The organism is Bacterioplanes sp. CLAM21 (assembly GCF_059641015.1).
This window is the reverse complement of record NZ_CM184929.1, coordinates 2,359,183-2,383,436: the sequence shown is the minus strand read 5'-3', so window position 1 is coordinate 2,383,436 and position 24,254 is coordinate 2,359,183. Positions and strand designations below refer to the sequence as shown.

The following is a 24,254-nucleotide window of genomic DNA, read 5'->3' as shown; positions in this document are numbered from 1 at the left end:
GCCTACCCCTTCAGCGTTCGATTAATCCAGCCGAGTAAGAACTTCACTTGGCTGCGGTCACGATTGCAGATATCCGAGTAGCGTTTGATCTTGGCAAGTGCGTACTGAGACAGGAACAACTCAGGTCCCATGGAATGAATAGCTAAAATCGTCTTGGCGCCAATAACGCCATCAACATCAGTGTCACATACAACTTGGGCCAGCTTGGCAGCGGTGCCGACGCCTGCATTCACAGAAAAGTCAAAGATACTGGTGGCCACTTCCTGCTCAACCATGTTGGTGCAGCCACACTTGTTCCAGAACTCACTCCGATAGAAGTCCTCAACATCACCTTTGAGGGTGTCGTCAAACAACTTGTCATCCACTCGCTGCCACCCCACCCATTCCGGGTGATACTTACGAGAGATGCCGGCATAGGTCATACCACCGCGATCACCTTCTACCGTGGTCAACTGGAAGCCGCCTTCGTTCTCGATCATTACGTCAAATGCTTGCTTAAAACTAGCCATGCGTCCTACTCCCTGGATTGGTGGGTGCGTGCGATGTCACGCATTTCTTGCTGGTGTTTATCGGTGCGGTGGCGGTAATAGGTATTCACGAAGAACGTCGCCACCATAAACAATAGGCCAATCAGTCCGTACCACTCCTGCAAACTAATGCCCATAAACGCGACTCCCCCACTGGTTGCGTACGCCGCGCCTGATGCCACTCGTTCGGCCACATTGCTGGCCACTTCTGCTTTCACTGGATGCTCCGACATGAGTTCTCTACCGCTGTGATAATCCCGTGAAGTTGTCATGCACTTTGACAAAAAAGCGGTTCATGGGCTTTGGCGTACTTAGGTCGGTGATGCGGCTTTACCGTGACGGGCTTGTTCTTTTTGCCCCAATACATCCAACCACCGGCACGCACGGCCATGTAGATCACTTTGCATTTCCACTCGGGCACTTTCAGTAAGCGGCAAAAGTCGAGCAACACCAGGTCCGCCTCTTTACGCGTCAGGCGATAACCCATGAAGCGCCAGCAATACAGAAGATCGTGTAATACGGCGGCCAGGCGGTGGCGCTCGTTAACACTGATCAACCCACGAACCAGTTTTGGGATCGAACTGAAGTCCGTCTGAAACCAAGACGGGGTTTCCAGCTCCATCTGCAAGCGGGCCGAAAAGAACCGCGCTGGCTTTATTAATACAAAGGCGTTCTCACCCTCGTCATACACGTCAAACAGCGGTCGCTGCAAAATAGCGTCAGTTCCCATTGGGTCTCCTAAAACGGGATGTCGTCATCAAAGTCGTCAAAGTGGTTGTGCGGTGTTACTGTCGATGGGCTAACTTGATTGGCCTGGGCATGTGGCGCCTGATTCTGCGCTTGGGAGATCGCTGCAGGTGGCTGCATGCCCTGTTTGCTGTCCAGCATCATCATGTCGTGCGCGATGATCTCGGTGGTGTAGCGTTTTATGCCGTCCTTCTCCCACTCTCGTGTTTTAAGCTTGCCTTCAAAGTAGGCCTTACTGCCCTTCTTCAAATACTGCTGAACGATTTCAGCCAGCTTTCCGTAAATGGTGATACGGTGCCATTCGGTCTGCTCAACCTTCTGGCCGGTTTGCTTATCGTTGTAGCTCTCGTCTGTCGCCAAGCTGAGGTTGGCAACAGCATTTCCATTCGGCATATATCGGACCTCAGGATCACGCCCTAAGGTTCCGATCAGAGTCACTTTGTTTACGCTGCGTCCCATGTGCGCTCCTTAATAATCATTTCGATGGTTTGTAATGCGTGCCCATTCACGGCCATGGCTGTGTCACAGCGATACACGAACCAGCCCAAGCGAGCTGCCGCATCGTATTTGCGCAGATCGTCAGAAAAGCCTTTGCCGCGGTTATGGCGACCCTTCACCCAACCACCGCCTTCAATTTCGACAGCGACTTTCAATTCGGGGAAAGCGATGTCAAAGCGCCAATCTTTGAGTCCGGCTCTGATCAGTCGATTACGTACGCCTTTGCCCAGGCCAACAACCTCAGCAGCAAATCGGTACTCAGGCTGAAACTGATACCCTCTTGCCTTCAGCAGAGTCTCAAGTGATTTCTGACCTTGACTCATACGCTCACCACTCCCTGCTCGACCATGATTCGGTGGGTGCGATCCAAAGCACGCAGGCTGTAAAACTGGCGCGCCTCCTCCGTACCACGGTGCTGATCCAGCCATGCATGGCAATCCGAGCAGGCATACACGGCAAACAAGTCTGAGCCCTTGTAACCCATGCCCTTGGTCTCTGAATCCAAGTGAGCCAGTACGGTGGTTTCTGTGTTGTGGTTACAGGTACCAGCCACTTGCAGGGTGCAGACCTGATCGCGCGCAGATTTGCGAAGCTTGTTGCTTCGAATCGATGGGGACTTACGCAGCATGGCCGGCCCCCGCTTTGATCTCTTCAGCAGTGGCCGACCAGCGCAGACCAAACTCTACGCCCTTGGCATACAGGAACTCGATAAACGCCGATGCTTCCTTAGCGCTCAGCTGTCGAGTCGATGGCCGAACAGTCACCAATCGCTGACCATCCAAGCTGGGGACTGTCGCCCCTGGGTGACCCAAAGGCTCGCCCATGGCCCGCCGCTCTTGCTCGAATTCGTCGACCAGCAGGACTTTCCAGATTTCTGGTGAGTACCGTTTGCCCAGCACCTGCACGCCATTGGAAATCTCACCCAGCATGGCGTGGTATTTCCGTTCTTGGTCACGAGACTTGTTCGGCCGTGTGATGGTCATGACAAGGTTTGAGCGCTGCAGCTCGTCAGCAATGGCGGGAATCACCGACTCGAATTGAGACTGGTAATTCTGGGCGGTCAAATTAACTTGCATGCCTGACCTCCCATGGCTGCATCCAGTCGACGGGCAGCTGCCAAAGCCTGGTTGCGACGTGTGGTTGTTTCACCACCAGGTAAAACCCACTCGCGCTCGCCTTTGGCAACGATGACGACGCTACCCACTCGAATGTCACGGTTGTTTTTGCTTTCGTAAAATCGGCTCATAGTGATCACCAGCTTGTGTCGGTCAGGCGCTGAAGGGATGCCTGGGCAGTTGTGTAACCAGTGTCCGCCCGAGCATGATGATTCGGTCGCTCAGGCTGCTGGTCTTTGAGCACCCAACTGGCCTTGAAACCCTGCCAGCCGCGCATCAGCCACTCAGCGATGCAGTCGGAAACCGTCATCTCCGTTGCAGAGATCAGGATTTCGAATTCTTTCGCTGCCGTTCGAATGACTGTGTCGCTTGCAGAGTTTTTCTTTGCTCGTCGGGATGCCACCCACTCGTCGATCGTTGCCTGAGATAAATCTCCCAGCGCATGCCAGGGTGAAAAATCGGGTTGGGATCTCTTTGGTTTCGATGTCGATTTCGTCTCTAAAGAATTATTTAAAGATTCATTGACTGGTTCATTGACTGATTCTATGTCCCAATTTTGGGACTGCTTCCGCGTACAATTGGGACTGCTTGTAGGTAAATTTGGGACTGCTTCCGCGTAAAATTGGGACTGCTTAGCGGTACCATTGTTGGAACTGTCCCGCTTTTGGACTCGTTCCGTTTTTGGGACTGCTTTTTCATCCAGTACCAGTCGATAAACCTTCACCGATGACGTCGAACCGCGACGCTCACCCGTATCAACGACCAAGTTCAACTGCTCAAGCTCATCAATTACTTTAATAATGGTTTTTCGGTTTAAGTTGGTGTCGTCGACAAGACGCGCAATGGACGGAAAGCATCGATGCTCTTCGTCAGCTCGGTCTGCCATGGCTAGCAGCACGAGCTTGCGTGATGATGAGCCCGGCTTACTACGCCAGGCCCAATCCGTGGCTGCTCTACTCATGATCGTTGACCTCTTGACTAAAACACCCCTGAAAGCTGGGGTTTTCATTGCCAATGAGCCGAGCAATACTAAAGTTGTTTCCGATAGGGATCGCATCGTTTGGATTGGGATATATATCTGGGCGTAAATAATGCGGCCGGACTCTAAATTCAGTGGTAGCTGCAATTGCCAAGACAGACTCCGCGGTTGCAGAGCGGCGCCTCTTCAGCATCGCTGATATGCTTTGTTGCGACACCCCAGCCTTAATTGCTAAGCCCCTCTGCCCACCACAAAGTTCTATTGCCTTGATGAGCGCTTGGTCAGGTCTCATATGTCCTCCTTGAAAGTTGCTCATCAGATCCTAACAACATTTGTAGGCTATTAAAATGGTTTTTTAGGGAACTACATTTTTTGTAATGTAGGAGGCGTTTACCTTAAGGACGACTACGATGGCGCTAGGTTCGAAAACAAAACAACGGCGAGAAGAGCTTGGGCTCACGCAGGAGCAGCTAGCCAGAAAGGTCGGTGTTACACAAAGTGCCATATACCAACTAGAAAGGCGCGACAGCACTACTTTCAGAAATATCATTGGCCTCGCGGAGGCTCTAGGCGTTGAGCCAGAGTGGCTCATAGGGCGACAGAGCGCTGATGTGTATCATTCAGCGCCGGGCAAACCCACCCCAGACAACTCCCAGCCGCACAGCTACATAGCCCCTGAGCATGACGACATCGAAGTTCCAGTTATAACTGAAGTCGAAATGTCTGCAGGCAGTAGCCGTACAGAAGTTCAAGAGAGCCCTACTTCCAAAATTCGCCTTTCTAGATCCACACTAGGAAAGGCAGGAGTGACACCGAGCGATGCGGCATGCGTAATTGTTCGAGGCGACTCGATGGAACCCGCTATGCCCGATGGCACAATCGCTGGAGTCAACACGGCAGACAAGATCATCAGGGATGGCAAGTTTTACGCTTTTGACCATGATGGACAGCTACGAATAAAAAGGCTCAAACGACTACCAGAGCAAGGTTTGAGGGTGATCAGCCTAAACTCGGAGTACGAACCCGAGGACTATGATAAATCCAGCATAGAGTCAGGCAAGATTAAAATCATCGGAAGAGTCTTCTGGTACTCGGCCCTGGTGTAGCGCACCACTCCTGGCGCAAAAAAGGAGTAGCGCCCCCTAGCATCTCTGTCACTTCCCCTCCCACCCGCACAGAAACCCATCAATATCCTCTCTAGCGCCACACTTTCAGGCTCGCTAGAGGGGTCTGCCGCACCCTCAAAATACATTTGTTGTTTTTTATGTTGACGACATATGTTGTTTGTTGTTTTATTTACTCCATCAGTCAGGAGGACGAAGCAATGAATCAGCAGGCAAGAATGGAGCTAGAACTGTCCGCATCAGCGAACAACATCCTTACAAAACGCCAAGCGGAAGTTGTCGAGTTGGTTTCCCAAGGGATTCGAACCGCAGAAATTGCTTTCGAGCTACAAATATCAGAGGACACAGTACAGGAGCATATTGAGCGAGTAAGAAACAAGCTAAATGCCCGCAACCGCACAGACCTCGTCTCTCAACTCTGGATGCACGGCATCCTTCAAGCGCGCACTACCACCACCGCCATTGTGTTGGTGCTTTGTTTCTTGTCCTGCATGCCATCAGCGCGCAGCTACTGCTCTCCCGTTCGCACACAGACCCGCGTATCGCAAGTGGTCCGCGCTCGCAGCCGTGACGAGTTCCACGAGGAGATCCCGGCATGAGCACCCCAGCATTCAGCGAAGTTCTGACCCACCTGCGGGGCAATGTCGATGACAACGCTGTTCTTGAGTCACTACTGCAGGACATCGCCATGGGCTGCGATACGCAAAGCACCTTGAGCGACATCAGATTTCTATTACAGCGCGCAGAACGCGAGCTGATTACCGAATCAGTAAATGGAAGCCGCGAGGCGGCATAGGAGAAAAAATGGAAGCTTTAAGCTCTGAAATGCCAGCAGGATTACCTGGCATTTATTGGGATTTGCCAAACCAGGACTACCACTCGGGCCCGGGCATTAGCAAAAGCCAGCTGGATCTCGTGCGTAAATCTCCGTCTCTTTTGCAATGGGTAAAGAGCGCCCCCGAAGACCCAGAAAAGAAGTCAGCACTGAATATTGGAGACGCCGTTCACGCGCGACTGCTGGAGCCACACCGCTACACCGATATGTTCGCCGTGTCACCTGCCAATGCCCCGAGAAACACCAAAGCCGGCAAAGAAAAATGGGAAGAATTTGAGGCTTCTGTTAAGCCTGGCCAAACAGTCATCAGCACCGAGGATGCGCGCAAGGTCGATCTCATTTTCGACAGCGTCATGGCACACCCACACGCTCGCTGGCTAATTGAAGCCGATGGAAATGCCGAGGCAAGCATCTACTGGAATGATCCAGAAACCGGCCTTCTCTGCCGCTGCCGCCCAGATAAGCTGCTGCGCGAGTACAACTGGATTATCGACGTCAAAACCACCGCCGATATGAATCGGTTTGCCAAAAGTGTTTACGACTACCGCTATCACGTACAAGACGCTTTTTATAGCGATGGTTTTGCGCAGCACTTTGGCCAACAGCCTGACGGATTCCTGTTTTTGGTAGTTAGCACATCCATTGAATGTGGCCGTTATCCCGTTCGCCTTTTCCAGCTCGACCCAAACGCGAAAGAGATCGGCTATCGAAATATGCGCGAGGACCTGGCCACAGTTGCCACCTGCGAGAACACCGGTGACTGGAATGGAATTGAATCACTCAGCCTGCCGCATTGGGCAGCATAAGGAGACCGCCATGACTGTTCAATCAATGAATCCATTGCAGCAAGCCAGCACTAAAAAGCCCATGCCCAACACCATTCAAGGCATGCTCAAGGACCAGCGCATCCAATCTGAAATTGCTCAGGCATTGCCGAAGCACATCAATCCGGAGCGCTTGGCTCGCATTGCTCTGACGGAATTTCGGAAAACTCCGGCTTTAGCGAGTTGTGACCCCAAGTCCTTTTTAGGTGCGGTTATTCAGTGCGCGCAACTCGGCTTAGAGCCAGGCTCAGGCTTGGGTCATGCCTATTTGCTGCCCTTTAAAAACACAAGTCAGAACCGTACCGATGTGCAGTTCATTATCGGTTATCGCGGCATGATCGACTTGGCTCGCCGCTCTGGCCAAGTACTAAGCCTGCAAGCGCATGCGGTCTACGAAGGCGATCATTTTGATTTTGCTTATGGCCTGGATGAGCGTCTTTCTCACACCCCATCAAGCGACGTCGCCAACCGAGGCGAAGTCATCGCGTTCTATGCAATCGCGAAATTAAAAGGCGGCGGCCATCAAATCGAAGTGATGTGGAAAACAGAAGTCGATCAAGTGCGCAAGCAGTCAAAAGCCGGCAAGTCTGGCCCATGGGTATCTCACTACGAGGAGATGGGCAAAAAAACCGTGATTCGGCGCCTTTTTAAATACTTGCCAGTGTCTGTTGAGATGCAAAAAGCAACGATGCTCGACGAATACGCCGAGTCTGGCCAGCAAGATAACCGCGAATTTTTCAATGATATGGGCGGAGAAGTATTCGAAGCCGAGTATCAATCCGAATAAACAACCCCAAAAACAACATAAGGAAAGTGACCATGCTGATTTTAAGCCGCAGATACCGCCAGAAAATCATGATCGGTGATGACGTCGTTATCGAGATCATGGGCGTGAAGGACGGGAATGTCCGACTTGGAGTAACCGCACCCCAAGACGTGCCAGTGCATCGTGAAGAAATCTACGAGCAGATCAAAGCACAACAAGCCAGACAGACCGCATAACTCACACCACCCGGTTCCGGCGCCGGACTGCAGACACGCAGTAAAGGCCGGGCAACTCAAGCAGGAGCAACACAATGACATCGATAGCACTGGCAGTAGAAGCAAGAGACGACCGGATCAATGAGCAGCTGTGGCACAGCCAAATGCTGGCAGATCGCCAAAATGAAGAGCGCGAGCGAATCGCCAGCGAGCAAGCATGGGCGGCACTGAATGCATTCGAGGACTTCGGTAGCCGCATCGACTGCCTGCTGTGCTCTGGCACCCCAAAAGAGATCTATGCCTTTATCAAAGCGCTCATTAACGCAGCAAAAGGCCAATCAACTGCCATGGCATCCGCCCAGGAACTACTGGCCAAGTACTTGAAGGAGGAGTACGAATGAACACCCTATTCTTAGTGATGGCAGAATTTGAGTCATCAGAGATACCGCTAGAGAGTATCTGCGAGAGTCATTTCGGGCTAAAACCTGACCAAGCCAAGCGAAAAGCAGCCTCACATGAACTGCCTGTACCCTTCTATCGGAAGCTAGGCCAGAAGTCACCCTGGCATTGCAGCGCCGCAGACTGGGCAGAGTATCTGGACGACCAACGCGAGCAGGCGCGTAACGAATGGAAGCGGATGAACAAGGCCAACTGAGACCAGCTGATCAGCCACATCAACGACCTAAAGATTTGCAACCCAAGCAGCAACCTCTTGAGCTTTAACAGACTCTTTAAACAGGTCATCATCAGTCAGATCATCCAAGGCAACCTCCTTTGCTGGAGCCACTTCAATGAAAAGGTCTGAAACAATAGGCCTTTCTAGCTCAGCGGCGAATATTTGAGCCTTTACTTGCAAGTTTTCTATGGGCATTACCCAGAAACCTGATTCACACTCTTTATCTTCTTTGGCGTTTATGCAACTGCATCCCCACTCAATCCGACAACCATCGCTATATTCAGTTATCTCAATGCCAGTCTGATAGTCTTGTCGACCCACTAGTGCAGCAGGATCAAACAAACGTGTATCTTCCTCTTTCCGTGGCAATGAATAGCTCAAATCTGATGAGCAATCGACATTACATTTACCCACAATATTGAGCCTTACTTTTACCTCGCTGGCTGACTTGGCTGAGATGTTAACCAGCCGGCACCGGAAGTACACAGCGCCTGCAAAGTCATTAAGGAACTTGAGCCTCTGCCTATACAGATCCCTATTATCAGCGACCCCTGAAGCTATCTTCGATAAAGTATCTCGACCGGCAAACTGAGCTATATAACCGAGTTCTCTCTGCAATCGCTCAATTTCCGGATCCACCAACGGATAGTCCGGAATATCTTTAATCGCTGAAGCATCAACACTCCAGCCTTGTGCCTTCACCGTGCCGCCAAGAGGGTCATCGGATAGAGAGTAAAACTCAAGTTCCAGCTCAGGTGGCACAATCCTTACCGATCGATCAGCTACGGCCTCTTTATATTGACAACCCAAGTTAAACATAAGAGCAAAGAAGATGATGCTCAATCCATAGAGTTCATTCCCACCACCGAACAAGAGCAGGCTTTGCAGGTATGCTGGGTCGCCGACAAACCGATCCCATAGAGCAAGAAATAAAACAGATAAGAATGGAATCCTACTCGCCACCATCCCGGCACCTATAGCGAGCAAGAACCAAGTAAACCTATTGTAGGCAGCCGGCCGTAGCTTTAGCACCCACCCCAAAAGCCAATCAACCACGTACTGAAAGCCCTTTAGCTTCCCTTCTCTCTCCATGCCAATCTCTCCTTGATTTGATTTGCGTCAGTTGGCAGTTAACCTCTCAGCCCTGCTGCTCCACCACTCAGCCCACTTATTATTCGGCTCTGAGTTTTCGATCTGAGTGTAGCGCTTTAGCGAGTTCCAATTCTGATGCCCGGTAACACTGGCCACACGTGGCACGTCCCAGCGCTCGCCCTGCCATCCATCTCGCTCAAACAACCAGCTGGTGCATTCATGCCGCAGATCATGAAACCGCAGATTGCCTTCAGGGTTATCCAGATCCCACATTCCTAAATCTTTCTGGACTGCCCGCAAGCGATCACCCAAGGTTCTGGAAAAGTAGGGAAACCAACGATCATCATCTTCAGACTTCGGCATGCTTTGCATAATCTGCCAAGCTTCGCTCGGAACGTGACACCACACGTCATTCCCCTGTTTTTTACCAGGGTGTTTCATGTCGCGTACCAGCACCCGCCTGCGCTCATAGTCAGTATCTGTTCGTGTGATCCTGCAAATCTCCTCCTGCCTTCGGCCGGAAAACATCGCAAACGCCAGCACCTTATCAAGCGGAATGAGGTCTTGCCGTGTCCGCATACCGCTTTGCTCCCACTTCTGGCGCCGGCGCAGGCAGTGATCGATGATTCGAGTCATCTCGTCGATGGTGGGCCGTCGGTCTCGCTCAGCTGACTTAGCAATGATTCCAAGTTTGCTAAGAGTCCGCTGCGCGATATCCACCTCGCCGTATTGCACATCACAACCAAGTAGCTCGCGAGCGACTGAAAATACTCCGCGAATATAGATGTAATGCTGGTTAACTGTCGCCGGGCTGGCGCCCCAATTGCGGCAATGCGCTATGATGTCCGAAGCCACCACATCAGAAGCGGTCAGTGCGCCAAAGTCGGACTGCGATATCAGCCTTAACGTGTCCGACTTAGTTTTACCCCAAGGGCGAAGGGGGTAGACCTCTTTAATATACCGTTCGATCAGCTGCGAAACTGAAACCGGTGCCGTTTGTTTCCCAGCAATGAGACGCTCCAGCACCCCAGGCTCAGCAAGCAGAGCTTCTCGCTTCGTGGCCCATGTCTCAGCCAGCTTTTGCTTCGGCCATGTCTCGGCCTCCCTGTATACGACCTTACCTGCCCGCTTGATGCGGATCTCGGCTCGATATGAGACACTACCGTCCTTTTTTTTACGCTGCGTAATTGTGGCCATTTCCCCTCCGGTGCGCCAAACTAAGTGCGCCACAGAATCAAAGCAGGGTCATGGCGCACTTTTGGCGCACTCAACATACCAAAACACAGCAAAAAAGCAAAAATGACCACAAATAGCGCAGAGCAAAAACAGCCTGGAACCCCCATGAATGCTAAGAAACCGCTAAAACCGGGGGCTCGCAAATTCTGCACTGCACCGATGATGGACTGGTCGGACAGACACTGCCGGCGCTTTTGGCGTGCGCTCAGCCAGCACAGCCTGCTGTATACCGAGATGGTCACCACAGGCGCCCTTATTCATGGTGACCGACAGCGCTTTTTGGCCTTCAACGATGAAGAACATCCAGTCGCTCTGCAAATTGGTGGCAGCAAGCCTGATGAGCTGGCTCAATGCGCTCAGTTTGCTGAGCAGTTCGGTTACGACGAAGTCAATTTAAATGTTGGCTGCCCCAGTGATCGGGTACAAAACAATATGATTGGCGCCTGTTTGATGGCGTACCCACAACTGGTACGCGATGGCCTAAAGGCCATGCGCGACGCCTGTGATATTGATGTGACCGTGAAGCATCGCATCGGCATTGATGATCAGGACAGCTACGAACATCTGCGCGATTTTGTTGGCATCGTCAAAGACAGCGGTGTTAACACCTTTATCGTGCACGCCAGAACAGCGATATTGCAGGGCTTATCACCAAAGGAAAATCGCGACATCCCGCCGCTGCGCTATGAGCTGGTGTATCGCTTGAAGCAAGATTTCCCCGGGCTCGAAATCATCATCAATGGCGGCATCCAGACCCACCCGCAGTGCCAGCAGCACCTTAACCAGGTCGACGGCGTTATGCTGGGGCGCGAAGCCTACCACAACCCCTCGGTGCTACTGGATGCAGACCACCTGTATTACCAAAGCAGCCAGGCCGACAGCAGTATCGATGCTCGCAAACAAGCGATACGCTCTCTGTATCCTTACATCGAGCAACAACTGCAACGCGGCGCCACCTTGCACCATATCAGCCGCCATATGCTGGGCTTATTTAATGGTGAAATTGGCGCCCGCTTATTCCGTCGTCATCTTAGCGAGCAAGCCCACAAAGCCAGCTCAGGCACAGAGGTGATGGAGCATGCGCTTAGCCACATCCGTGCCCGCGAGCCAGTCACCGCCTAGACCATCAAACGCCTGAGTTATTCTCCGGCTTTATCGAGCGCATCCTGCAGGCCACCCAGGTTCGTTACCTGGGTGTAGCCCAGCCCCTGCAAAACTGTCTTAGCCTGCTCAGCACGCCGGCCAGAACGGCAGTAAAGATAAATCTCAGCATCGTGACCGATGCCTGCCTCTTCAATCAGCTCAGCGATAGCATTGTGGGGCATCAACAATGCACCATGCTTATGCCCTTGCTGGTATTCAGCCTCACTGCGAACGTCAATCCAAATCGGCTCAGCCCTTGCTAGCATCGCCATAGCCCACAGCAATATCACACTAATTACTTTCATAACGACCTCCAAGCCTTTGATTTGCAACTTATTAAACTCTTCAGTTGACCCGATGGATAGATTTGTGCACCGTTAAACTCCCCTTACACGATCAACCTTAGGATGTTTTATGAGTAAGCTGGACAGTTTGCGTAGCATGACATCAGTGGTCGCCGATACTGGCGACATCGACGCTATTCGCCACCATAAGCCTGAAGATGCCACCACCAATCCGTCATTGATTCTTAAAGCCGCCGCCCTACCGGCTTATCAACCACTGATCGAACAGGCCGTGGCGTGGGCGCGCCAACGCTGTAACGGCGACTCAATGCTCAGCAATGCCTGCGATCATCTTGCAGTGAGCATCGGTCGTGAGATTTTGCAGATCATCCCTGGCCGCATTTCTACTGAAGTGGATGCGCGCTTATCCTTTGATCGCGACGCGACTGTCGCCAAGGCGGAAAAACTGATTGAACTCTACCAAGCCGCTGGCATCAGCCCAGAGCGCATTCTGATCAAAATCGCATCGACTTGGGAAGGCATTCAAGCTGCCAAAGAGCTAGAGCAGCGCGGCATTCAGTGCAATCTGACACTGCTGTTCAGCTTTGCCCAAGCGCAAGCCTGTGCCGATGCAGGCGTTACGCTGATCTCACCATTTGTCGGTCGCATTCTGGATTGGCACAAAGCCAATAACAGTAATGCCGACCTAACCGGCGCCAATGATCCAGGTGTGCAGTCGGTGGCGCGCATTTACCGTTACTACAAGCAGCAGCATTACAACACTATTGTGATGGGAGCCAGCTTTCGCAACATTGAACAAATCGAACGGCTGGCTGGTTGCGACAAGCTCACCATCGCCCCGGACCTGCTGGCACAGCTACAAGCCGATAGCGCCGAGCTGGAGCGCCAACTAACACCGAACCAATTCAGCAATGACGAGCGCTGCAATCTCAGCGAATCTGAGTTCCGCTGGCAGCACAATGAGGATGCCATGGCAACCGACAAGCTTGCCGACGGCATTCGCCGCTTTGCCGCCGACCAGGTTCTACTTGAGCACCAAATCAGCGAGCGGCTGTCATGATTAGGGCTATTCTCGACTGGTTTTCGGCCGACGAAATGAAAGCCAAACCTGAGCACAGCATCGAAAAAGCCACGGCGGTATTGCTGGTAGAAATCATGCGCGCCGATCACCATATTGATGACAGTGAAATCCAGGCCTTTCATGACATAGCCACTCAGCAACTTAACCTCAGCGCTACTGAGGCTGAGACACTGCTGACCGAAGCACAGAGCACCGCCGAGCAGGCCAATGACCTGTTTCAGTTCACTGAATTGCTGCACCGACAGCTGAGCCAGAGCGAAAAGTTCACACTGCTTTGCCAGCTATGGCGGGTGGCTTTCGCTAGCAACGGCATGGATCGCTATGAAGAGCACATGATCCGTCGCATTGCTGACCTGCTGTACCTGCCACACAGCGAATTTATTCGTGCCAAAATCAGCGCACGTGAAGGTCTGCAATGATTCAAGAGATTGTTGAACGCTTTGATGCCTTGGTCGCCCAGCTGCAGTCTTTTAGCCACAGCTTGACGGCCAATCCTCCACCACACTGGCTGCTCGACAGCGAACCTAGCTCGGCTCTGCAGCAGATTTGCCAGGCTTGCCAGGATTTGTGGTATCAAAACGGTCAAGATGGACGCGAAACACGCACAGACATTGGCTTAGTAGCACTGAATGCCCAGCAATTTGAACTGGCCCAGCAGGTTAATCTGGCCAAACAGCAACTGCAGCACAGCATTCGCCTGTATCGCCAGCACAACGCCAGCGACTGGCCAGCGCTGCAAGGCCAACTCGGCGAGCGGCCTTCACCGCTGCGCCAGCACCTAGTCGGTAGCGGCCTTGCGCGGCTGCACTTGAAACAGTGTTATCGGCAACTGCCGCTGCTGGATGAGCGCCCCAGCAAAGTTGGCTTTAGCTGGTACGCCCACGGCCGCAGCATACGCCAGCTGACGCTAGAGCAAGCACAGCAGCAACTGCTGTCCATCGGCGAGCATAAAACCCATATCCAGGCGCAGCTAGCCACCTTGGGCAATCTACGCCCGGGCACCAAACTGGCGCAGGTGCAAGATCTGGCGCCCATTATGCGCGCCAACCTGCTGTATGCCGATGGCCGCCGTAAAGCCATGAGTGTGTCATTACCGCTGATGTTTGCCGATGATGGCCAGGGCTTACCCGATTTTAATGACGTCAGCGGCGAGCCACCAAGACACAGAACCCGCCAAGCACGTGCCGATAAACGCCTAACAGCGGAGCCGCTGCTACCCAGCTTGAGAGTCTACGGGTATCGATAGCGATACCCGTTTTGATTTACAGCCGGTTCAAGCCATTTAGTGCCGCTACGCGGTAGGCTTCGGCCATGGTGGGATAGTTAAAGGTGGTATTGATAAAGTATTTTAGGGTATTGCCCTGCCCCGGCTGCTCCATAATAGCCTGACCGATATGCACGATCTCAGCCGCTTGGTCACCAAAGCAGTGAATCCCCAATATCTCCAGCGTTTGACGATGAAACAATATCTTGAGCATACCAACGCCTTCTGCGGTGATTTGCGCACGAGCAATGTTTTTAAAGAAGGCCTGACCCACTTCGTAAGGTATTTTTTCTTCCGTTAGCTGGCGTTCCGTTTTGCCCACCGAGCTAATTTCAGGAATGGTGTAGATACCGGTTGGTACCGAATCGACAAAACGAAAGTCTTCCGGCGCCGAAATCTGTGCTGCAGCCGCACGACCTTGATCGTATGCTGCTGACGCCAAAGACGGCCAACCAATGACGTCACCCACGGCATAGATGTTTTCAACGGCGGTGCGGTATTCTTTGTCGACTTCCAGCTGGCCACGACTATTGGTCGTCAAACCGACCGAATCCAACCCCAGATGACTGGTATTACCGGAACGGCCCGCTGCCCACAAAAATGCATCGGCCTTCACTTTTTTACCCGAGGCCATGGTCATGGTCACATAGCGCTCGTTGCTTTCCACTGAGTCAAATTGCTCGTTATGGCGAATTAGAGCGCCCTTGTCACGCAAGTGATAGCTAAGCGCATCTGAAATCTCATCATCAAGGAAGTTCAGCAAGCGATCTCCCGGATGGATAAGATCGACCTTCACGCCCAACCCTGAGAAAATCGAGGCATATTCACAGCCAATCACCCCAGCGCCGTAAATGATCATGGTGCGCGGCGTATGCTCAAGCTGCAAGATGGTGTCGGAATCGTAAATACGAGGATGATTAAAGTCGATGTTTTTGGGCCGCCATGGGCTAGAACCGGTAGCGATCACAATCTCTTTGGCGTGCAAGCGGGTATTGCTAAGTGTGCCATTAAAGACGTCTATGGTATTGGCATCAGCCAACTTGGCCTGGCCGGTATAAACGCTAATGCGATTACGCCCATAAAACTCAGTGCGCAGCTTAACTTGCTTAGCAATGACACGCTCGGCGTTTTTCAGCACCCGCGGAAAGGAGAACCAGCGCGGCTCACCGATCTCTCGAAACATAGGATTGGTATTGAACGAAATAATCTGTTTCACCGCATGACGCAGGGCTTTTGACGGAATCGTGCCCCAGTGAGTGCAATTACCACCCACCATTTTTTTATCTTCAACGACTGCGACCTTCTTGCCATTTTTGGCCGCATTCATCGCCGCGCCTTCTCCTGCTGGGCCTGCGCCGATGATAACGACGTCGTAGTGATAATCTGCCATGCTTTTCTCCATTCTTGTTGTGCTTACTGCGGGCGCCAAAGGTGATTAGCGACGGTGCAAATTAGCGCTGAGTTGCATCGTAAAACTGAGCCTCAGTCGAGGCGTTGGCGGCGGCTTTATTTTCTTCTTCGCACTTCTTCTTATCGCCACCACAAATATCGCAGGCACCATCCAGACCGACGGCACTCATGCCACCACACGAGCCCGCCAACGGCTTACGCCCAAACAATACGCCGACGGCCATGCCGGCCACGATCAATAGCATGACCGCCAATACGACTAAAAAAGTATTCATAACTTAACTCCCGGAGGATTGAGTGTTTAACCATTGTTCAAAGGCCGGAGACATTTGCTCGATGTAGCCATCTCCTTGCCTGATAATCATATACACAGCCAGCTGATGCTGCTCAGCCATCGCCAGAGCGTTTTCAGGACCCGCGACATTCAGCGCCGTCGCCCAAGCATCCGCCATGCCGGTTGACGCATGCAGCACACTGACCGACGCTAATTTGTGCACAATAGGATGACCACTCACCGGGTCGATGGTGTGAGAGACTCGCTGTCCATTGACTTCATAGTAGTTGCGATAGTCGCCCGAGGTGGCTAGCCCCTGTCCGTTCAGCTCAACGATCAATTGCGGCTCGCGCTGAACCCCCATATCCGGGCGCTCGATAGCAATACGCCATGACGAACCATCAGGTTTGCGCCCTTCGGCTCGAACCTCTCCGCCGATTTCAACCAGATACTGCTGAATACCATGACTCTCCAGCAACTCGCCCAACTCATCCACGGCCCAGCCCTTAGCAACAGCAGATAAGTCGATATAGAGCGGCGAGCGAGTTTGCAACTCAGTGCCGTTTAGGGTCAGCTTATCCATGCCAATTTGCTGCTGTATCTGATGTATTTCTTCATCAGAGGGCGGTTCGCGGCGATCTTCCGGGCCAAACCCCCAACGATTGACCAAAGGGCCAATCGTGACATCAAAAGCACCACCACTGCCCTGATTCACCGACAGCGCCATCTGCAGCACTTCAGCAAGGTCATCGCTTACGCGAGCGTCAAAGGCACTGGCATGCTGGTTCAGCTTAGACAGTTCTGAATTGGGGTCATAAGTCGACATAGCACGATTAATGGCTAACAAACGATCATCAACATGCTGCTGCAACTGAGCTAAATTGATGTCGCCCTGACTCACCAAGGCGATATGGTAACTGGTGCCCATGGTCGCACCACTGATGCGCTGCACCTTGCTACTCGTGTCAGTACATCCAGCTAAAAGAAAAAAGCCAACAAAAACAACCGCACAGAAACGCCAAGACATGATCGAAGTTCCACAAATTTGCGCGCAGTATACCGATTGCATAGCACCACTGGCCAGCACCTAGCTAGCGTGCCACGAGCGAAATTCCAGGAGTAGGCGGTGAAAGGTACATAACTGTATTGCCATTCAGTGTTTTCAGCTAAACTCAGCCAATATCATCAACGCTGCATGTGAGAACACGAATTTGCCTACTGCCGCCATGTCAGACGAAATGCTTGAGCTGGTCGCACAACGTTTTCGTTTATTATCCGACCCTATGCGACTGCGCATCCTGCAACAATTGCAGCAAGGCGAAAAGTCGGTCACCGAACTGGTAGAAGCCACCGGTGCGTCACAGCCCAATGTATCTAAGCACCTATCAACATTGCGCACCCACGGCATGGTCAAGCGCCGACAGCAGGGCAATTTGGCCTATTTCTCGATAGGCGCCCCATTCGTATTTGAGTTGTGCGACATCATGTGTGAAGGCATGCGCTCAGAGTGGGAACAGCGCCAAAATCTGCTCAATCAGCAAGACCTCTAGCTACTGAAGTACCTTCTAGCGGCTGAGATACCAAAGGGGACGTCCCGTTTGTTCTGACAGGCTTATGGCCCCTTGTTGCTGCCACAATTTTAGAATTTGCTGGAACTGGCCGCGACTGAGTCGTACATCGTCTACCGCGTGAGCTTCGGTATGACGCTTCAGCAGCCGCTCACTGACAGTAGCAGCAATCAGCCCTTCCACATGGGTACGTAACCTATCTTCACTGGCGCCCGCCTGAAGCAAACGCCTGAGACTGTTCAACAGCTGATCTAGACGCACAGGCACCATCTGCTCTTCCCGAGTACAATTGCCCGCTTGGTAGACATCTGCCACCACGTGCAAACTGACGCTCTGGCGGGTGTTGGCTCTGGTTTTTGGCGCTGGCTTGACCACCACTTCCTGTTCATGCGGAATGGTGGCAGCCCCGGATGGAACACTGCCAGCGGGCTGCCAACCCGGCCCCAACTGTGCTCGAAAGCTTGGCAAGGCAGAACGCACATGGGATAACAGTTCATCACGCAGATGCCATTTTTTAAAGACGGATTGCTGCGCTACGATATCGTGAAAACCAGCCAGACGACGTTGCTCTTCACTATCGCTGCCATCTAGGGTGCGTACAAACGCCAGAATAGGCTTGTTTAAACTGCGAGCATGCACATACTCGCGATGCAAATAGCTGATTCCTGTCGGTGCCATAGGGCCGTAGCTATCGCCTAACAACAATACGAAGCCATCAGCCAGCTCGATTTGCTGGCGCACCAGATTCCAGTCGTAGGGAGCGCCTTCGGGATCATACACCAGGCCGGCATCCTGAAACCTCTGACTGGCCAGGCAGCGCTTGACTTCTCCTCGCTCAAGACTGATTCCCGCAGTTGAGGCAAGGTAAACCAAGTGAATAGCGTTGTCTGGCATTGACGAGTTCCCGTTCCCTTTTTAGTACATATGTACACCGAACTAGCATGACACATGCCATGCACGGCACACTATACCAGCGCTGTCCCATAAAGACAGCGTCACACAGAGGTCAGCAGATTACAGCGCCGCACCCTTCCGTTACAATAGCCTGCCGACGGTACCAGATTAAGCGTTATGACTCGCAAAAAGAAAACCCGATCGTTAAAACGAATCCACAATGTCAAAACCGGCAATCGCTCCAAGCTTAAACGCAGCCTAGGCAATGACCGCCAAGGCAGCAAACGCGTTAAAGGTCGGCGCACGCCATCACTGTATGAGAAGTTTCTGGAAGAGAACCCAGAGGCTAAGGCTCAGCAGCAGCAAAACAAGCCGAAAACTGAGGCCAAAACTCAGCCAAGCAAGCCCACAGATAGCAAGCCCAAAGAGGAAGCGCCTCGCGATTTGCTGTCGCAGTTAGACCAACAAAACTTCGACGATATCTACTGATGCCAACCTGGCCTTACAACCAGCGGGAGCTGCACTGCTATCCCGCTGTGCCCGATCACGTATCACTGCCCTGGGACGCCGGAGATGAGTACTTATTGCAACTCGCCGAGCAACAACCCACAGTCGTATTTAACGATCGCCATGGTGCCATCGCCTCCAGCATGGCCGATGACGTCCAGCCGGTATTGGACAGCGCCTGCGCATTACACGCACTAAGGCGAAACTGGCCCAATGCCGAGATACCGTCACACCTATGGCTGGAGCAACCAAGCAGCAAACTCAACGGCTTCAAGCAGGCGCTAATCAAGTTTCCTAAAAGCTTTGATGCGCTGCTGCGCTATCTGGATTGGTGCCTGCACCACCTAGCGACGGATCACATCATACATATCGCCGGCCCTGCCAAGCACATCCCAGTTAACTGGCTTAACTGGCTTGAACAGCACAGCGAGCACTATCAGCAACACCGCATAGTGCGCAAAGCCAGGGCGGTAAGCCTGCGCCTCAATGCCGCCTCCGAGCTGCAAACTTGGCTTGGCTATCGCACTCAGGACAATTTGCAACTGCAGGCACTGCCGCTGGTGTTTTCTCGTGAGCGCGAAGATCGTGGCGGCCGAGCACTATTAGACAAACTGCCGCCATTAGACGGTAGTGTACTCGATCTGGGCTGTGGTAATGGTCTATTAGGGTTATCTATAAAACTGCGCTGGCCCGGGTGCCACGTCACTCTCACGGATGACTCATTCAGTGCTTACCTGTCGTCAAAAGCCAATGCGGATCGTAATCAGCTACAGGTTGAGTGCTGTCATGGCGATACCTGCGAGGCTGTCAGCGGCCCCTTTGACACCATCGTGTGCAACCCTCCCTTCCACGATGGCCATAAGCAACTGACTAACTTGGCACAGCGAATGTTCGAACAAGCAGCACAGTGCTTAGCCAGCAGCGGCCAACTGTGGGTTGTGGCTAACCGCCACCTTGCCTATAAACCCTTGCTGCAACGATATTTCCGCTCCATCACCACCATCGGCGCAGATAAATTTATTCTGTATCACTGCCAGCTATGACGCACTATTTAGCCCCGCCCGGAGAAAGCCAAACCGAAGTAAAACGCAGTCGTTTTTTGGTATTTGGCGAACCTATCAGCCAACGACAGCACCATGAAGACAAGCTGGCGCAGCTGCAACAGACGCACAACAAAGCCAACCATGTTTGCTGGGCATTTAGATTACAAGGCGACAGAGCCGAAGAAGGTTATTCTGACGACGGTGAACCCGGCGGCACGGCGGGCATGCCCATGCTAAACGTGCTCAGACACCACAATATTGTTGATTACGCCGTCTATGTTGTGCGCTATTTTGGCGGCACTAAGCTAGGTACCGGTGGTTTGCAACGGGCATATTCAGGCGCCGTACAGCAACTGCTTAACGAGCTGACACTAAGGGCCATCATCCCCATGCAAGGTGGAACCATTAAGGCAGACTTTGCCGATGAATCGGCGATCAGGCGCGAGATTTTAATACAGCAAGGCAGCGTTACAGACTGCCAGTACTTTGCCGGACATATTGAATTGGGATTTGAACTGCCTACTCACAATACTGATGAACTGGCTCACTTTTGCCAGCTGCATCAGCTATCACTGAGCTTTACGCCCTAACCAGGACACGGTCGAATCATCCGCAACTGGAGGGGCTAGCTGCTCTGCCATCAATCGTCGATTTTCGCCGGATAAGCTGACATAACGGAAGCTGACGCAACAATGGTCCTGCGAGCAACGATGCATACCGTGCACCCCTACCTCGCCGTCGATGGTGACACGGCCGTGCGGACCCGATAGAGTGACGGCCACATCAAAAGTTGTATAGCGGCCACTGTCGTCACGAAATGCATCCAATGCCGACAAGGGCAATTCACACTGAAGGCCTAAAGGCGACAGCTGATCACACAAGCCGCGAAAGATCACTTCATCCTTTTTACTCAAGACAACACTAGGCATAACAAAATGATACATATGGCTGATCAATGATCGGACCATAGCCGACTTGACAAAGAATGCCAACCATGCAATCCAAGATGGCGCAATTTGTAATCCATTTACGTTAACCCGGTAGCAAAAAATTGGCAGACAGTGCCTCGGGCTATACACTGCTGAGCCATCTGTCTATCAGGCAGATCCCTTATCTCAGCTAACAAATAATAAGAAGTAACATGCACAATCGATGTCTCACCCTCTGCCTTTGCCTGATTCTGTCAGCCTGTTCTAGCCAGCTAAAACAATTACCTACCGAAGCGGTAACAACAACGGACAGCGCCGTTAGTGGGTTACGGCTGCAATACTTGGGCGTCGGCGGCCATTTGCTGTCCTATGACGGCCAACAAGTACTCACCGCGCCCTCCTTTACCAACCCCCACTGGCTGTTTAGCGGCCCGTTTATGCCACTAACAGCCAACATCGAAAAAATAGATCGATATATGCCGCCGGCCACCGATGCCGACACGCTGCTGGTCGGCCATGGCCATTACGACCACCTTCTGGATGTGCCACACATCGCCCAAACGCAGGCGCCTAACAGCGTTATTTATGGCTCTCAAACCACGGTTAATACCCTCGCAGCCGTGCTGCCAGCAGAACGCCTAGTCGCCATGAACCAACGAATGGGCACAACAGATCATCCAGGGGAATGGCTTTATAACCGCGATCAGCGCATTCGTATCATGGCCATCGAGTCCGGTCACGCACCCCACATTGCCGGCATAAAGTTTATGGGCGGCCGCCACGAAGAAGCACTTGAACAATTGCCGTGGCACGCCTTTGGCTGGAAAGAAGGGCAAACACTGGCCTTTCTGATCGACTTTCTCGATGAAAAACAGCAGGTTAAACTACGCCTCTACTACCAAGATGCAGCCAGCGAAGCACCATTAGGGCTGTTGCCACCGCTAGAGGATGGCAAGCGCGTGGATGTCGCCATCCTTTGTCCGGCCTCCTTTGCTCAACTAGACAACTACCCTGAGGCTATCGTGCAAAGCACCCAAGCTCGTTATTACGTACTTGGCCACTGGGAAGACTTTTTTGCCAATGATCTCGACGGTGAACAGCGTTTTGTACGACTGACCGATCAAGACGAATTTATTCAGCGCCTCGAGCGAGTCATGCCCGCAGACAGCGAGTGGATCCTGCCGGGGCTGTTTTCAACTTACCACTTCGAACCAGAATCATGACCGAACGTTACGCCATTGCTGCCCAGGCTTATGCCCTGGCCTGGCTCAACACACCCCACCTGAACATGCTGGCCGAGCACCGACAGCTTGACACCTCCCCCTATGTTAAGTTGCTGCGCAAAACAGAGTCCTGGCTGGCGGGCGAGCTGAAATCCGAAGCAAACCTACAACGTTTTTTTGAGCAATTTGCTGACTGGCGTGAACAGCTGGAATTACAAGACAGCTTAACGGATGCCATTGTTGATCTTTGCAATGCAGCACTATTTACCGCCACAGAAGCTTGTTTGGCGGAAGCCAACGAAGAAGAATGGCTACTAGTCACTGGCTATCTGCAACAGTTGCAGCAAACCCCAGGACTTGACTCAGAAGGATTGCAACAGTATTGGCAGGACGTCAGCCATGAGCTGCTACAGACACTGGGCGACAAGGCTCAACGCCCTTTGCCCAAGGCCTTTTTTATGTGCCTACGCCAGCAACCTGTGACCACCTTTGGCATCGACTTACAGGACAGCCTGTCTTAAGCCTGCCGGGGTATTGATATGCATCAATACCCCACTCCTGCCCATCCGTTAGGGTTCGCCGCTTTTCATCTTGCCCAGCATGACGATTGAGGACCCCTGCATGACCTTTCGCCCCGAACTGTTATCTCCAGCCGGCACATTTCGCAATATGCAATATGCTTTTGAGTACGGTGCCGATGCCGTGTATGCGGGACAACCCAGATACAGCCTAAGAGTGCGCAACAACGACTTCACCAGCCAACGCCTGGCAGATGGCATCGAGTACGCCCACTCATTAGGGAAACAGTTCTACGTCGCCAGCAATATTGCTCCCCACAACAGCAAAATCGCCAGCTATTTGCGCGATATTGAACCCATTATCGAGATGCAACCCGACGCCCTAATCATGTCGGACCCTGGCCTGATCATGCTGGTCAAAGATCGCTGGCCAGACACTGTGATTCACCTGTCGGTACAGGCCAATGTGGTTAACTGGGCAGCAGTCGAGTTTTGGCGGCGCCAAGGAGTGAGCCGCATCATTCTGTCTCGTGAACTGTCGCTAGAGGAGATCGCTGAAATTCGACAGCGCTGCCCGGAGATGGAAATTGAAGTATTTGTCCATGGCGCCCTGTGCATTGCCTACTCTGGCCGCTGTCTGTTATCTGGCTACATGAACCACAGAGACCCCAATCAAGGCACCTGCACCAATGCCTGTCGCTGGAAGTACCAAGCCCATGAAGCCAAAGAAACCGCTTCTGGCGATGTAGTGCCGGCCCAAGTTGAAGAGTTTGATCCAAGCTCTCCTACGCTAGGGCTAGGACCTACCAGCGACAAAATATTCCTATTGCAGGAAGGCAACCGTGACAACGAGTACATGCCAGCGTTTGAAGACGAGCACGGCACCTACATCATGAACTCACGCGACTTGCGAGCCATTCAACACATCCAAAAGCTAGTAGAACTAGGTGTGCACTCGCTCAAAATCGAAGGCCGCACCAAGTCGCATTATTATGTTGCACGCACCGCCCAAGCATATCGTCAGGCTATTGACGATGCCGTTGCCGGCCGCCAGTTCGACCTGGGCCTGATGGATACACTGGAGAATATGTCGAACCGTGGTTATACCGAGGGCTTCTTTCGCCGTCACGTACATGATGAATACCAAAACTACGAGCGCGGCGTTTCCATCAGCACCAAACAACAATTTGTCGGCGAAATTCAGCCACAACCAAGCCAAACAGGACGCTTGGTCGTTGAGGTAAAAAACCGCTTTCAATGTGGCGATCAACTTGAGCTGATGACTCCGCAAGGCAACCATGTGTTCACTCTGCAGACGCTATACGACCGCCAAGGCAACCCACGCCAGGATGCGCCAGGCTCAGGTTTTGTGGTGGAAATAGAGCCACCCGCCAATAGCCAGAGCTGCGACTTTACGCGCGCATTGCTCATCCGTAATTTGCCAGAAGATTAACGCAAACC

The 24,254-nt window shown here is 52.5% G+C and carries 37 protein-coding genes; 19 read left to right on the top strand and 18 right to left on the bottom strand.

The genetic code is table 11. The annotated features are described in order from the left end of the window. Nucleotides 1-2: 2 nt before the first annotated feature. From AC55FS_RS11035 to AC55FS_RS10990, 10 genes are read right to left on the bottom strand one after another with little or no spacing between them, the layout of a single operon-like run. Entirely contained in the window at nt 3-509 is a 507-nt protein-coding gene (locus tag AC55FS_RS11035; RefSeq protein WP_496932304.1) for a glycoside hydrolase family 108 protein, read from the bottom strand. 5 nt (nt 510-514) lie between these two features. Continuing rightward, nucleotides 515-760, bottom strand: a complete 246-nt coding sequence (locus tag AC55FS_RS11030) for a holin (protein WP_496932303.1) — start codon at nt 758-760, stop codon at nt 515-517. Between the two features lie 35 nt (nt 761-795). Continuing rightward, nucleotides 796-1,257: a DUF1353 domain-containing protein gene (locus AC55FS_RS11025; protein WP_496932302.1), complete on the bottom strand. Its 462-nt coding sequence runs from the start codon at nt 1,255-1,257 to the stop codon at nt 796-798. An 8-nt stretch (nt 1,258-1,265) separates the two neighbouring features. Next, a complete protein-coding gene (gene ssb / locus AC55FS_RS11020) occupies nt 1,266-1,733 on the bottom strand; it encodes a single-stranded DNA-binding protein (protein ID WP_496932301.1) in 468 nt (155 codons plus the stop codon). Then, nucleotides 1,718-2,095: a hypothetical protein gene (locus AC55FS_RS11015; RefSeq protein WP_496932300.1), complete on the bottom strand. Its 378-nt coding sequence runs from the start codon at nt 2,093-2,095 to the stop codon at nt 1,718-1,720. Before AC55FS_RS11015 ends, ssb begins: the two co-directional genes overlap by 16 nt. Further along, on the bottom strand, nt 2,092-2,400 hold the full coding sequence (locus AC55FS_RS11010) for a nuclease domain-containing protein (RefSeq protein ID WP_496932299.1): 309 nt from the start codon (nt 2,398-2,400) through the stop codon (nt 2,092-2,094). The genes AC55FS_RS11015 and AC55FS_RS11010 overlap by 4 nt, the downstream gene beginning before the upstream one ends. Then, nucleotides 2,390-2,848, bottom strand: a complete 459-nt coding sequence (locus tag AC55FS_RS11005; RefSeq protein WP_496932298.1) for a recombination protein NinB — start codon at nt 2,846-2,848, stop codon at nt 2,390-2,392. The genes AC55FS_RS11010 and AC55FS_RS11005 overlap by 11 nt, the downstream gene beginning before the upstream one ends. Next, nucleotides 2,833-3,018: a hypothetical protein gene (locus tag AC55FS_RS11000; protein WP_496932297.1), complete on the bottom strand. Its 186-nt coding sequence runs from the start codon at nt 3,016-3,018 to the stop codon at nt 2,833-2,835. The genes AC55FS_RS11005 and AC55FS_RS11000 overlap by 16 nt, the downstream gene beginning before the upstream one ends. Before the next feature lie 5 nt (nt 3,019-3,023). Next, on the bottom strand, nt 3,024-3,848 hold the full coding sequence (locus AC55FS_RS10995; protein WP_496932296.1) for a helix-turn-helix domain-containing protein: 825 nt from the start codon (nt 3,846-3,848) through the stop codon (nt 3,024-3,026). Further along, nucleotides 3,841-4,158: a transcriptional regulator gene (locus AC55FS_RS10990; protein ID WP_496932295.1), complete on the bottom strand. Its 318-nt coding sequence runs from the start codon at nt 4,156-4,158 to the stop codon at nt 3,841-3,843. Before AC55FS_RS10990 ends, AC55FS_RS10995 begins: the two co-directional genes overlap by 8 nt. Nucleotides 4,159-4,276: 118 nt before the next feature. Between AC55FS_RS10990 and AC55FS_RS10985 the strand changes: the two genes are divergently transcribed. The 8 genes from AC55FS_RS10985 (at nt 4,277) to AC55FS_RS10950 (ending at nt 8,285) form a co-directional block, all read left to right on the top strand. Continuing rightward, on the top strand, nt 4,277-4,972 hold the full coding sequence (locus AC55FS_RS10985; RefSeq protein WP_496932294.1) for an XRE family transcriptional regulator: 696 nt from the start codon (nt 4,277-4,279) through the stop codon (nt 4,970-4,972). Nucleotides 4,973-5,190: 218 nt separating this feature from the next. Continuing rightward, entirely contained in the window at nt 5,191-5,589 is a 399-nt protein-coding gene (locus AC55FS_RS10980) for a response regulator transcription factor (RefSeq protein ID WP_496932293.1), read from the top strand. Next, complete coding sequence (locus AC55FS_RS10975; RefSeq protein ID WP_496932292.1) at nt 5,586-5,786, top strand: hypothetical protein; 201 nt, start codon at nt 5,586-5,588, stop codon at nt 5,784-5,786. The genes AC55FS_RS10980 and AC55FS_RS10975 overlap by 4 nt, the downstream gene beginning before the upstream one ends. Before the next feature lie 8 nt (nt 5,787-5,794). Continuing rightward, nucleotides 5,795-6,631 carry a PD-(D/E)XK nuclease-like domain-containing protein gene (locus tag AC55FS_RS10970; RefSeq protein WP_496932291.1) on the top strand — a complete coding sequence of 279 codons (837 nt, stop codon included), beginning with the start codon at nt 5,795-5,797 and terminating at the stop codon, nt 6,629-6,631. A gap of 10 nt (nt 6,632-6,641) precedes the next feature. After that, on the top strand, nt 6,642-7,436 hold the full coding sequence (gene recT, locus AC55FS_RS10965; protein ID WP_496932290.1) for a recombination protein RecT: 795 nt from the start codon (nt 6,642-6,644) through the stop codon (nt 7,434-7,436). Nucleotides 7,437-7,468: 32 nt separating this feature from the next. Further along, complete coding sequence (gene csrA / locus AC55FS_RS10960; protein ID WP_496932289.1) at nt 7,469-7,651, top strand: carbon storage regulator CsrA; 183 nt, start codon at nt 7,469-7,471, stop codon at nt 7,649-7,651. Nucleotides 7,652-7,725: 74 nt separating this feature from the next. Next, the gene (locus AC55FS_RS10955) at nt 7,726-8,031 is read left to right on the top strand and encodes a hypothetical protein (RefSeq protein ID WP_496932288.1); all 306 of its coding nucleotides are present in this window, start codon (nt 7,726-7,728) and stop codon (nt 8,029-8,031) included. Next, on the top strand, nt 8,028-8,285 hold the full coding sequence (locus AC55FS_RS10950; protein WP_496932287.1) for a pyocin activator PrtN family protein: 258 nt from the start codon (nt 8,028-8,030) through the stop codon (nt 8,283-8,285). The genes AC55FS_RS10955 and AC55FS_RS10950 overlap by 4 nt, the downstream gene beginning before the upstream one ends. 27 nt (nt 8,286-8,312) lie before the next feature. Here the strand turns inward: AC55FS_RS10950 and AC55FS_RS10945 are convergent, their stop codons facing one another. Further along, entirely contained in the window at nt 8,313-9,398 is a 1,086-nt protein-coding gene (locus AC55FS_RS10945) for a hypothetical protein (RefSeq protein WP_496932286.1), read from the bottom strand. 27 nt (nt 9,399-9,425) lie between these two features. Continuing rightward, nucleotides 9,426-10,595, bottom strand: a complete 1,170-nt coding sequence (locus AC55FS_RS10940; RefSeq protein WP_496932285.1) for a tyrosine-type recombinase/integrase — start codon at nt 10,593-10,595, stop codon at nt 9,426-9,428. Between the two features lie 144 nt (nt 10,596-10,739). Here AC55FS_RS10940 and dusA point away from each other — a divergent pair, with 144 nt between their 5' ends. Continuing rightward, complete coding sequence (gene dusA, locus AC55FS_RS10935; protein ID WP_496932284.1) at nt 10,740-11,756, top strand: tRNA dihydrouridine(20/20a) synthase DusA; 1,017 nt, start codon at nt 10,740-10,742, stop codon at nt 11,754-11,756. 17 nt (nt 11,757-11,773) lie between these two features. Here dusA and AC55FS_RS10930 read toward each other — a convergent pair whose 3' ends face one another. Further along, a complete protein-coding gene (locus AC55FS_RS10930) occupies nt 11,774-12,082 on the bottom strand; it encodes a rhodanese-like domain-containing protein (RefSeq protein WP_496932283.1) in 309 nt (102 codons plus the stop codon). A gap of 109 nt (nt 12,083-12,191) precedes the next feature. On the opposite strand from AC55FS_RS10930, the gene tal reads away from it, so the two are divergent. From tal to AC55FS_RS10915, 3 genes are read left to right on the top strand one after another with little or no spacing between them, the layout of a single operon-like run. Next, the gene (tal, locus tag AC55FS_RS10925) at nt 12,192-13,142 is read left to right on the top strand and encodes a transaldolase (RefSeq protein ID WP_496932282.1); all 951 of its coding nucleotides are present in this window, start codon (nt 12,192-12,194) and stop codon (nt 13,140-13,142) included. Further along, nucleotides 13,139-13,582 (top strand): tellurite resistance TerB family protein, encoded by a 444-nt coding sequence (locus AC55FS_RS10920; protein ID WP_496932281.1) that lies wholly within the window; start codon nt 13,139-13,141, stop codon nt 13,580-13,582. The genes tal and AC55FS_RS10920 overlap by 4 nt, the downstream gene beginning before the upstream one ends. Next, nucleotides 13,579-14,409: a DNA replication terminus site-binding protein gene (locus AC55FS_RS10915; RefSeq protein WP_496932280.1), complete on the top strand. Its 831-nt coding sequence runs from the start codon at nt 13,579-13,581 to the stop codon at nt 14,407-14,409. Before AC55FS_RS10920 ends, AC55FS_RS10915 begins: the two co-directional genes overlap by 4 nt. A gap of 16 nt (nt 14,410-14,425) precedes the next feature. On the opposite strand, the gene sthA is transcribed toward AC55FS_RS10915, so the two are convergent. The 3 genes from sthA to AC55FS_RS10900 form a co-directional block, all read right to left on the bottom strand. Further along, nucleotides 14,426-15,817 (bottom strand): Si-specific NAD(P)(+) transhydrogenase, encoded by a 1,392-nt coding sequence (sthA, locus tag AC55FS_RS10910; RefSeq protein ID WP_496932279.1) that lies wholly within the window; start codon nt 15,815-15,817, stop codon nt 14,426-14,428. 61 nt (nt 15,818-15,878) lie between these two features. Continuing rightward, a complete protein-coding gene (nqrM, locus tag AC55FS_RS10905; protein WP_496932278.1) occupies nt 15,879-16,112 on the bottom strand; it encodes a (Na+)-NQR maturation NqrM in 234 nt (77 codons plus the stop codon). 3 nt (nt 16,113-16,115) lie between these two features. Continuing rightward, nucleotides 16,116-17,138 carry an FAD:protein FMN transferase gene (locus tag AC55FS_RS10900; RefSeq protein ID WP_496932277.1) on the bottom strand — a complete coding sequence of 341 codons (1,023 nt, stop codon included), beginning with the start codon at nt 17,136-17,138 and terminating at the stop codon, nt 16,116-16,118. Nucleotides 17,139-17,337: 199 nt separating this feature from the next. On the opposite strand from AC55FS_RS10900, the gene AC55FS_RS10895 reads away from it, so the two are divergent. Continuing rightward, nucleotides 17,338-17,661, top strand: a complete 324-nt coding sequence (locus tag AC55FS_RS10895) for an ArsR/SmtB family transcription factor (protein WP_496932276.1) — start codon at nt 17,338-17,340, stop codon at nt 17,659-17,661. A 15-nt stretch (nt 17,662-17,676) separates the two neighbouring features. On the opposite strand, the gene AC55FS_RS10890 is transcribed toward AC55FS_RS10895, so the two are convergent. After that, a complete protein-coding gene (locus tag AC55FS_RS10890) occupies nt 17,677-18,573 on the bottom strand; it encodes a DUF4062 domain-containing protein (RefSeq protein ID WP_496932275.1) in 897 nt (298 codons plus the stop codon). Nucleotides 18,574-18,750: 177 nt separating this feature from the next. Between AC55FS_RS10890 and AC55FS_RS10885 the strand changes: the two genes are divergently transcribed. Genes AC55FS_RS10885 through AC55FS_RS10875 form a run of 3 tightly spaced genes read left to right on the top strand, consistent with a single transcriptional unit; the run spans nt 18,751 to nt 20,713 of the window. Further along, the gene (locus AC55FS_RS10885) at nt 18,751-19,062 is read left to right on the top strand and encodes a hypothetical protein (protein ID WP_496932274.1); all 312 of its coding nucleotides are present in this window, start codon (nt 18,751-18,753) and stop codon (nt 19,060-19,062) included. After that, nucleotides 19,062-20,123, top strand: coding sequence for a class I SAM-dependent methyltransferase (locus AC55FS_RS10880; protein ID WP_496932273.1), 1,062 nt, complete (start codon nt 19,062-19,064; stop codon nt 20,121-20,123). The genes AC55FS_RS10885 and AC55FS_RS10880 overlap by 1 nt, the downstream gene beginning before the upstream one ends. Beyond that, complete coding sequence (locus AC55FS_RS10875) at nt 20,120-20,713, top strand: IMPACT family protein (RefSeq protein ID WP_496932272.1); 594 nt, start codon at nt 20,120-20,122, stop codon at nt 20,711-20,713. Before AC55FS_RS10880 ends, AC55FS_RS10875 begins: the two co-directional genes overlap by 4 nt. Here AC55FS_RS10875 and AC55FS_RS10870 read toward each other — a convergent pair. After that, entirely contained in the window at nt 20,693-21,052 is a 360-nt protein-coding gene (locus AC55FS_RS10870) for a hypothetical protein (protein ID WP_496932271.1), read from the bottom strand. The genes AC55FS_RS10875 and AC55FS_RS10870 overlap by 21 nt on opposite strands. A 212-nt stretch (nt 21,053-21,264) precedes the next feature. On the opposite strand from AC55FS_RS10870, the gene AC55FS_RS10865 reads away from it, so the two are divergent. The 3 genes from AC55FS_RS10865 to trhP all read left to right on the top strand — a co-directional run bounded on the left by AC55FS_RS10865 (nt 21,265) and on the right by trhP (nt 24,246). After that, nucleotides 21,265-22,275 carry an MBL fold metallo-hydrolase gene (locus tag AC55FS_RS10865; protein ID WP_496932270.1) on the top strand — a complete coding sequence of 337 codons (1,011 nt, stop codon included), beginning with the start codon at nt 21,265-21,267 and terminating at the stop codon, nt 22,273-22,275. Beyond that, nucleotides 22,272-22,796 carry a hypothetical protein gene (locus tag AC55FS_RS10860; RefSeq protein WP_496932269.1) on the top strand — a complete coding sequence of 175 codons (525 nt, stop codon included), beginning with the start codon at nt 22,272-22,274 and terminating at the stop codon, nt 22,794-22,796. The genes AC55FS_RS10865 and AC55FS_RS10860 overlap by 4 nt, the downstream gene beginning before the upstream one ends. A gap of 100 nt (nt 22,797-22,896) precedes the next feature. Beyond that, entirely contained in the window at nt 22,897-24,246 is a 1,350-nt protein-coding gene (gene trhP, locus AC55FS_RS10855) for a prephenate-dependent tRNA uridine(34) hydroxylase TrhP (RefSeq protein WP_496932268.1), read from the top strand. The last annotated feature ends 8 nt before the right edge of the window (nt 24,247-24,254 follow it).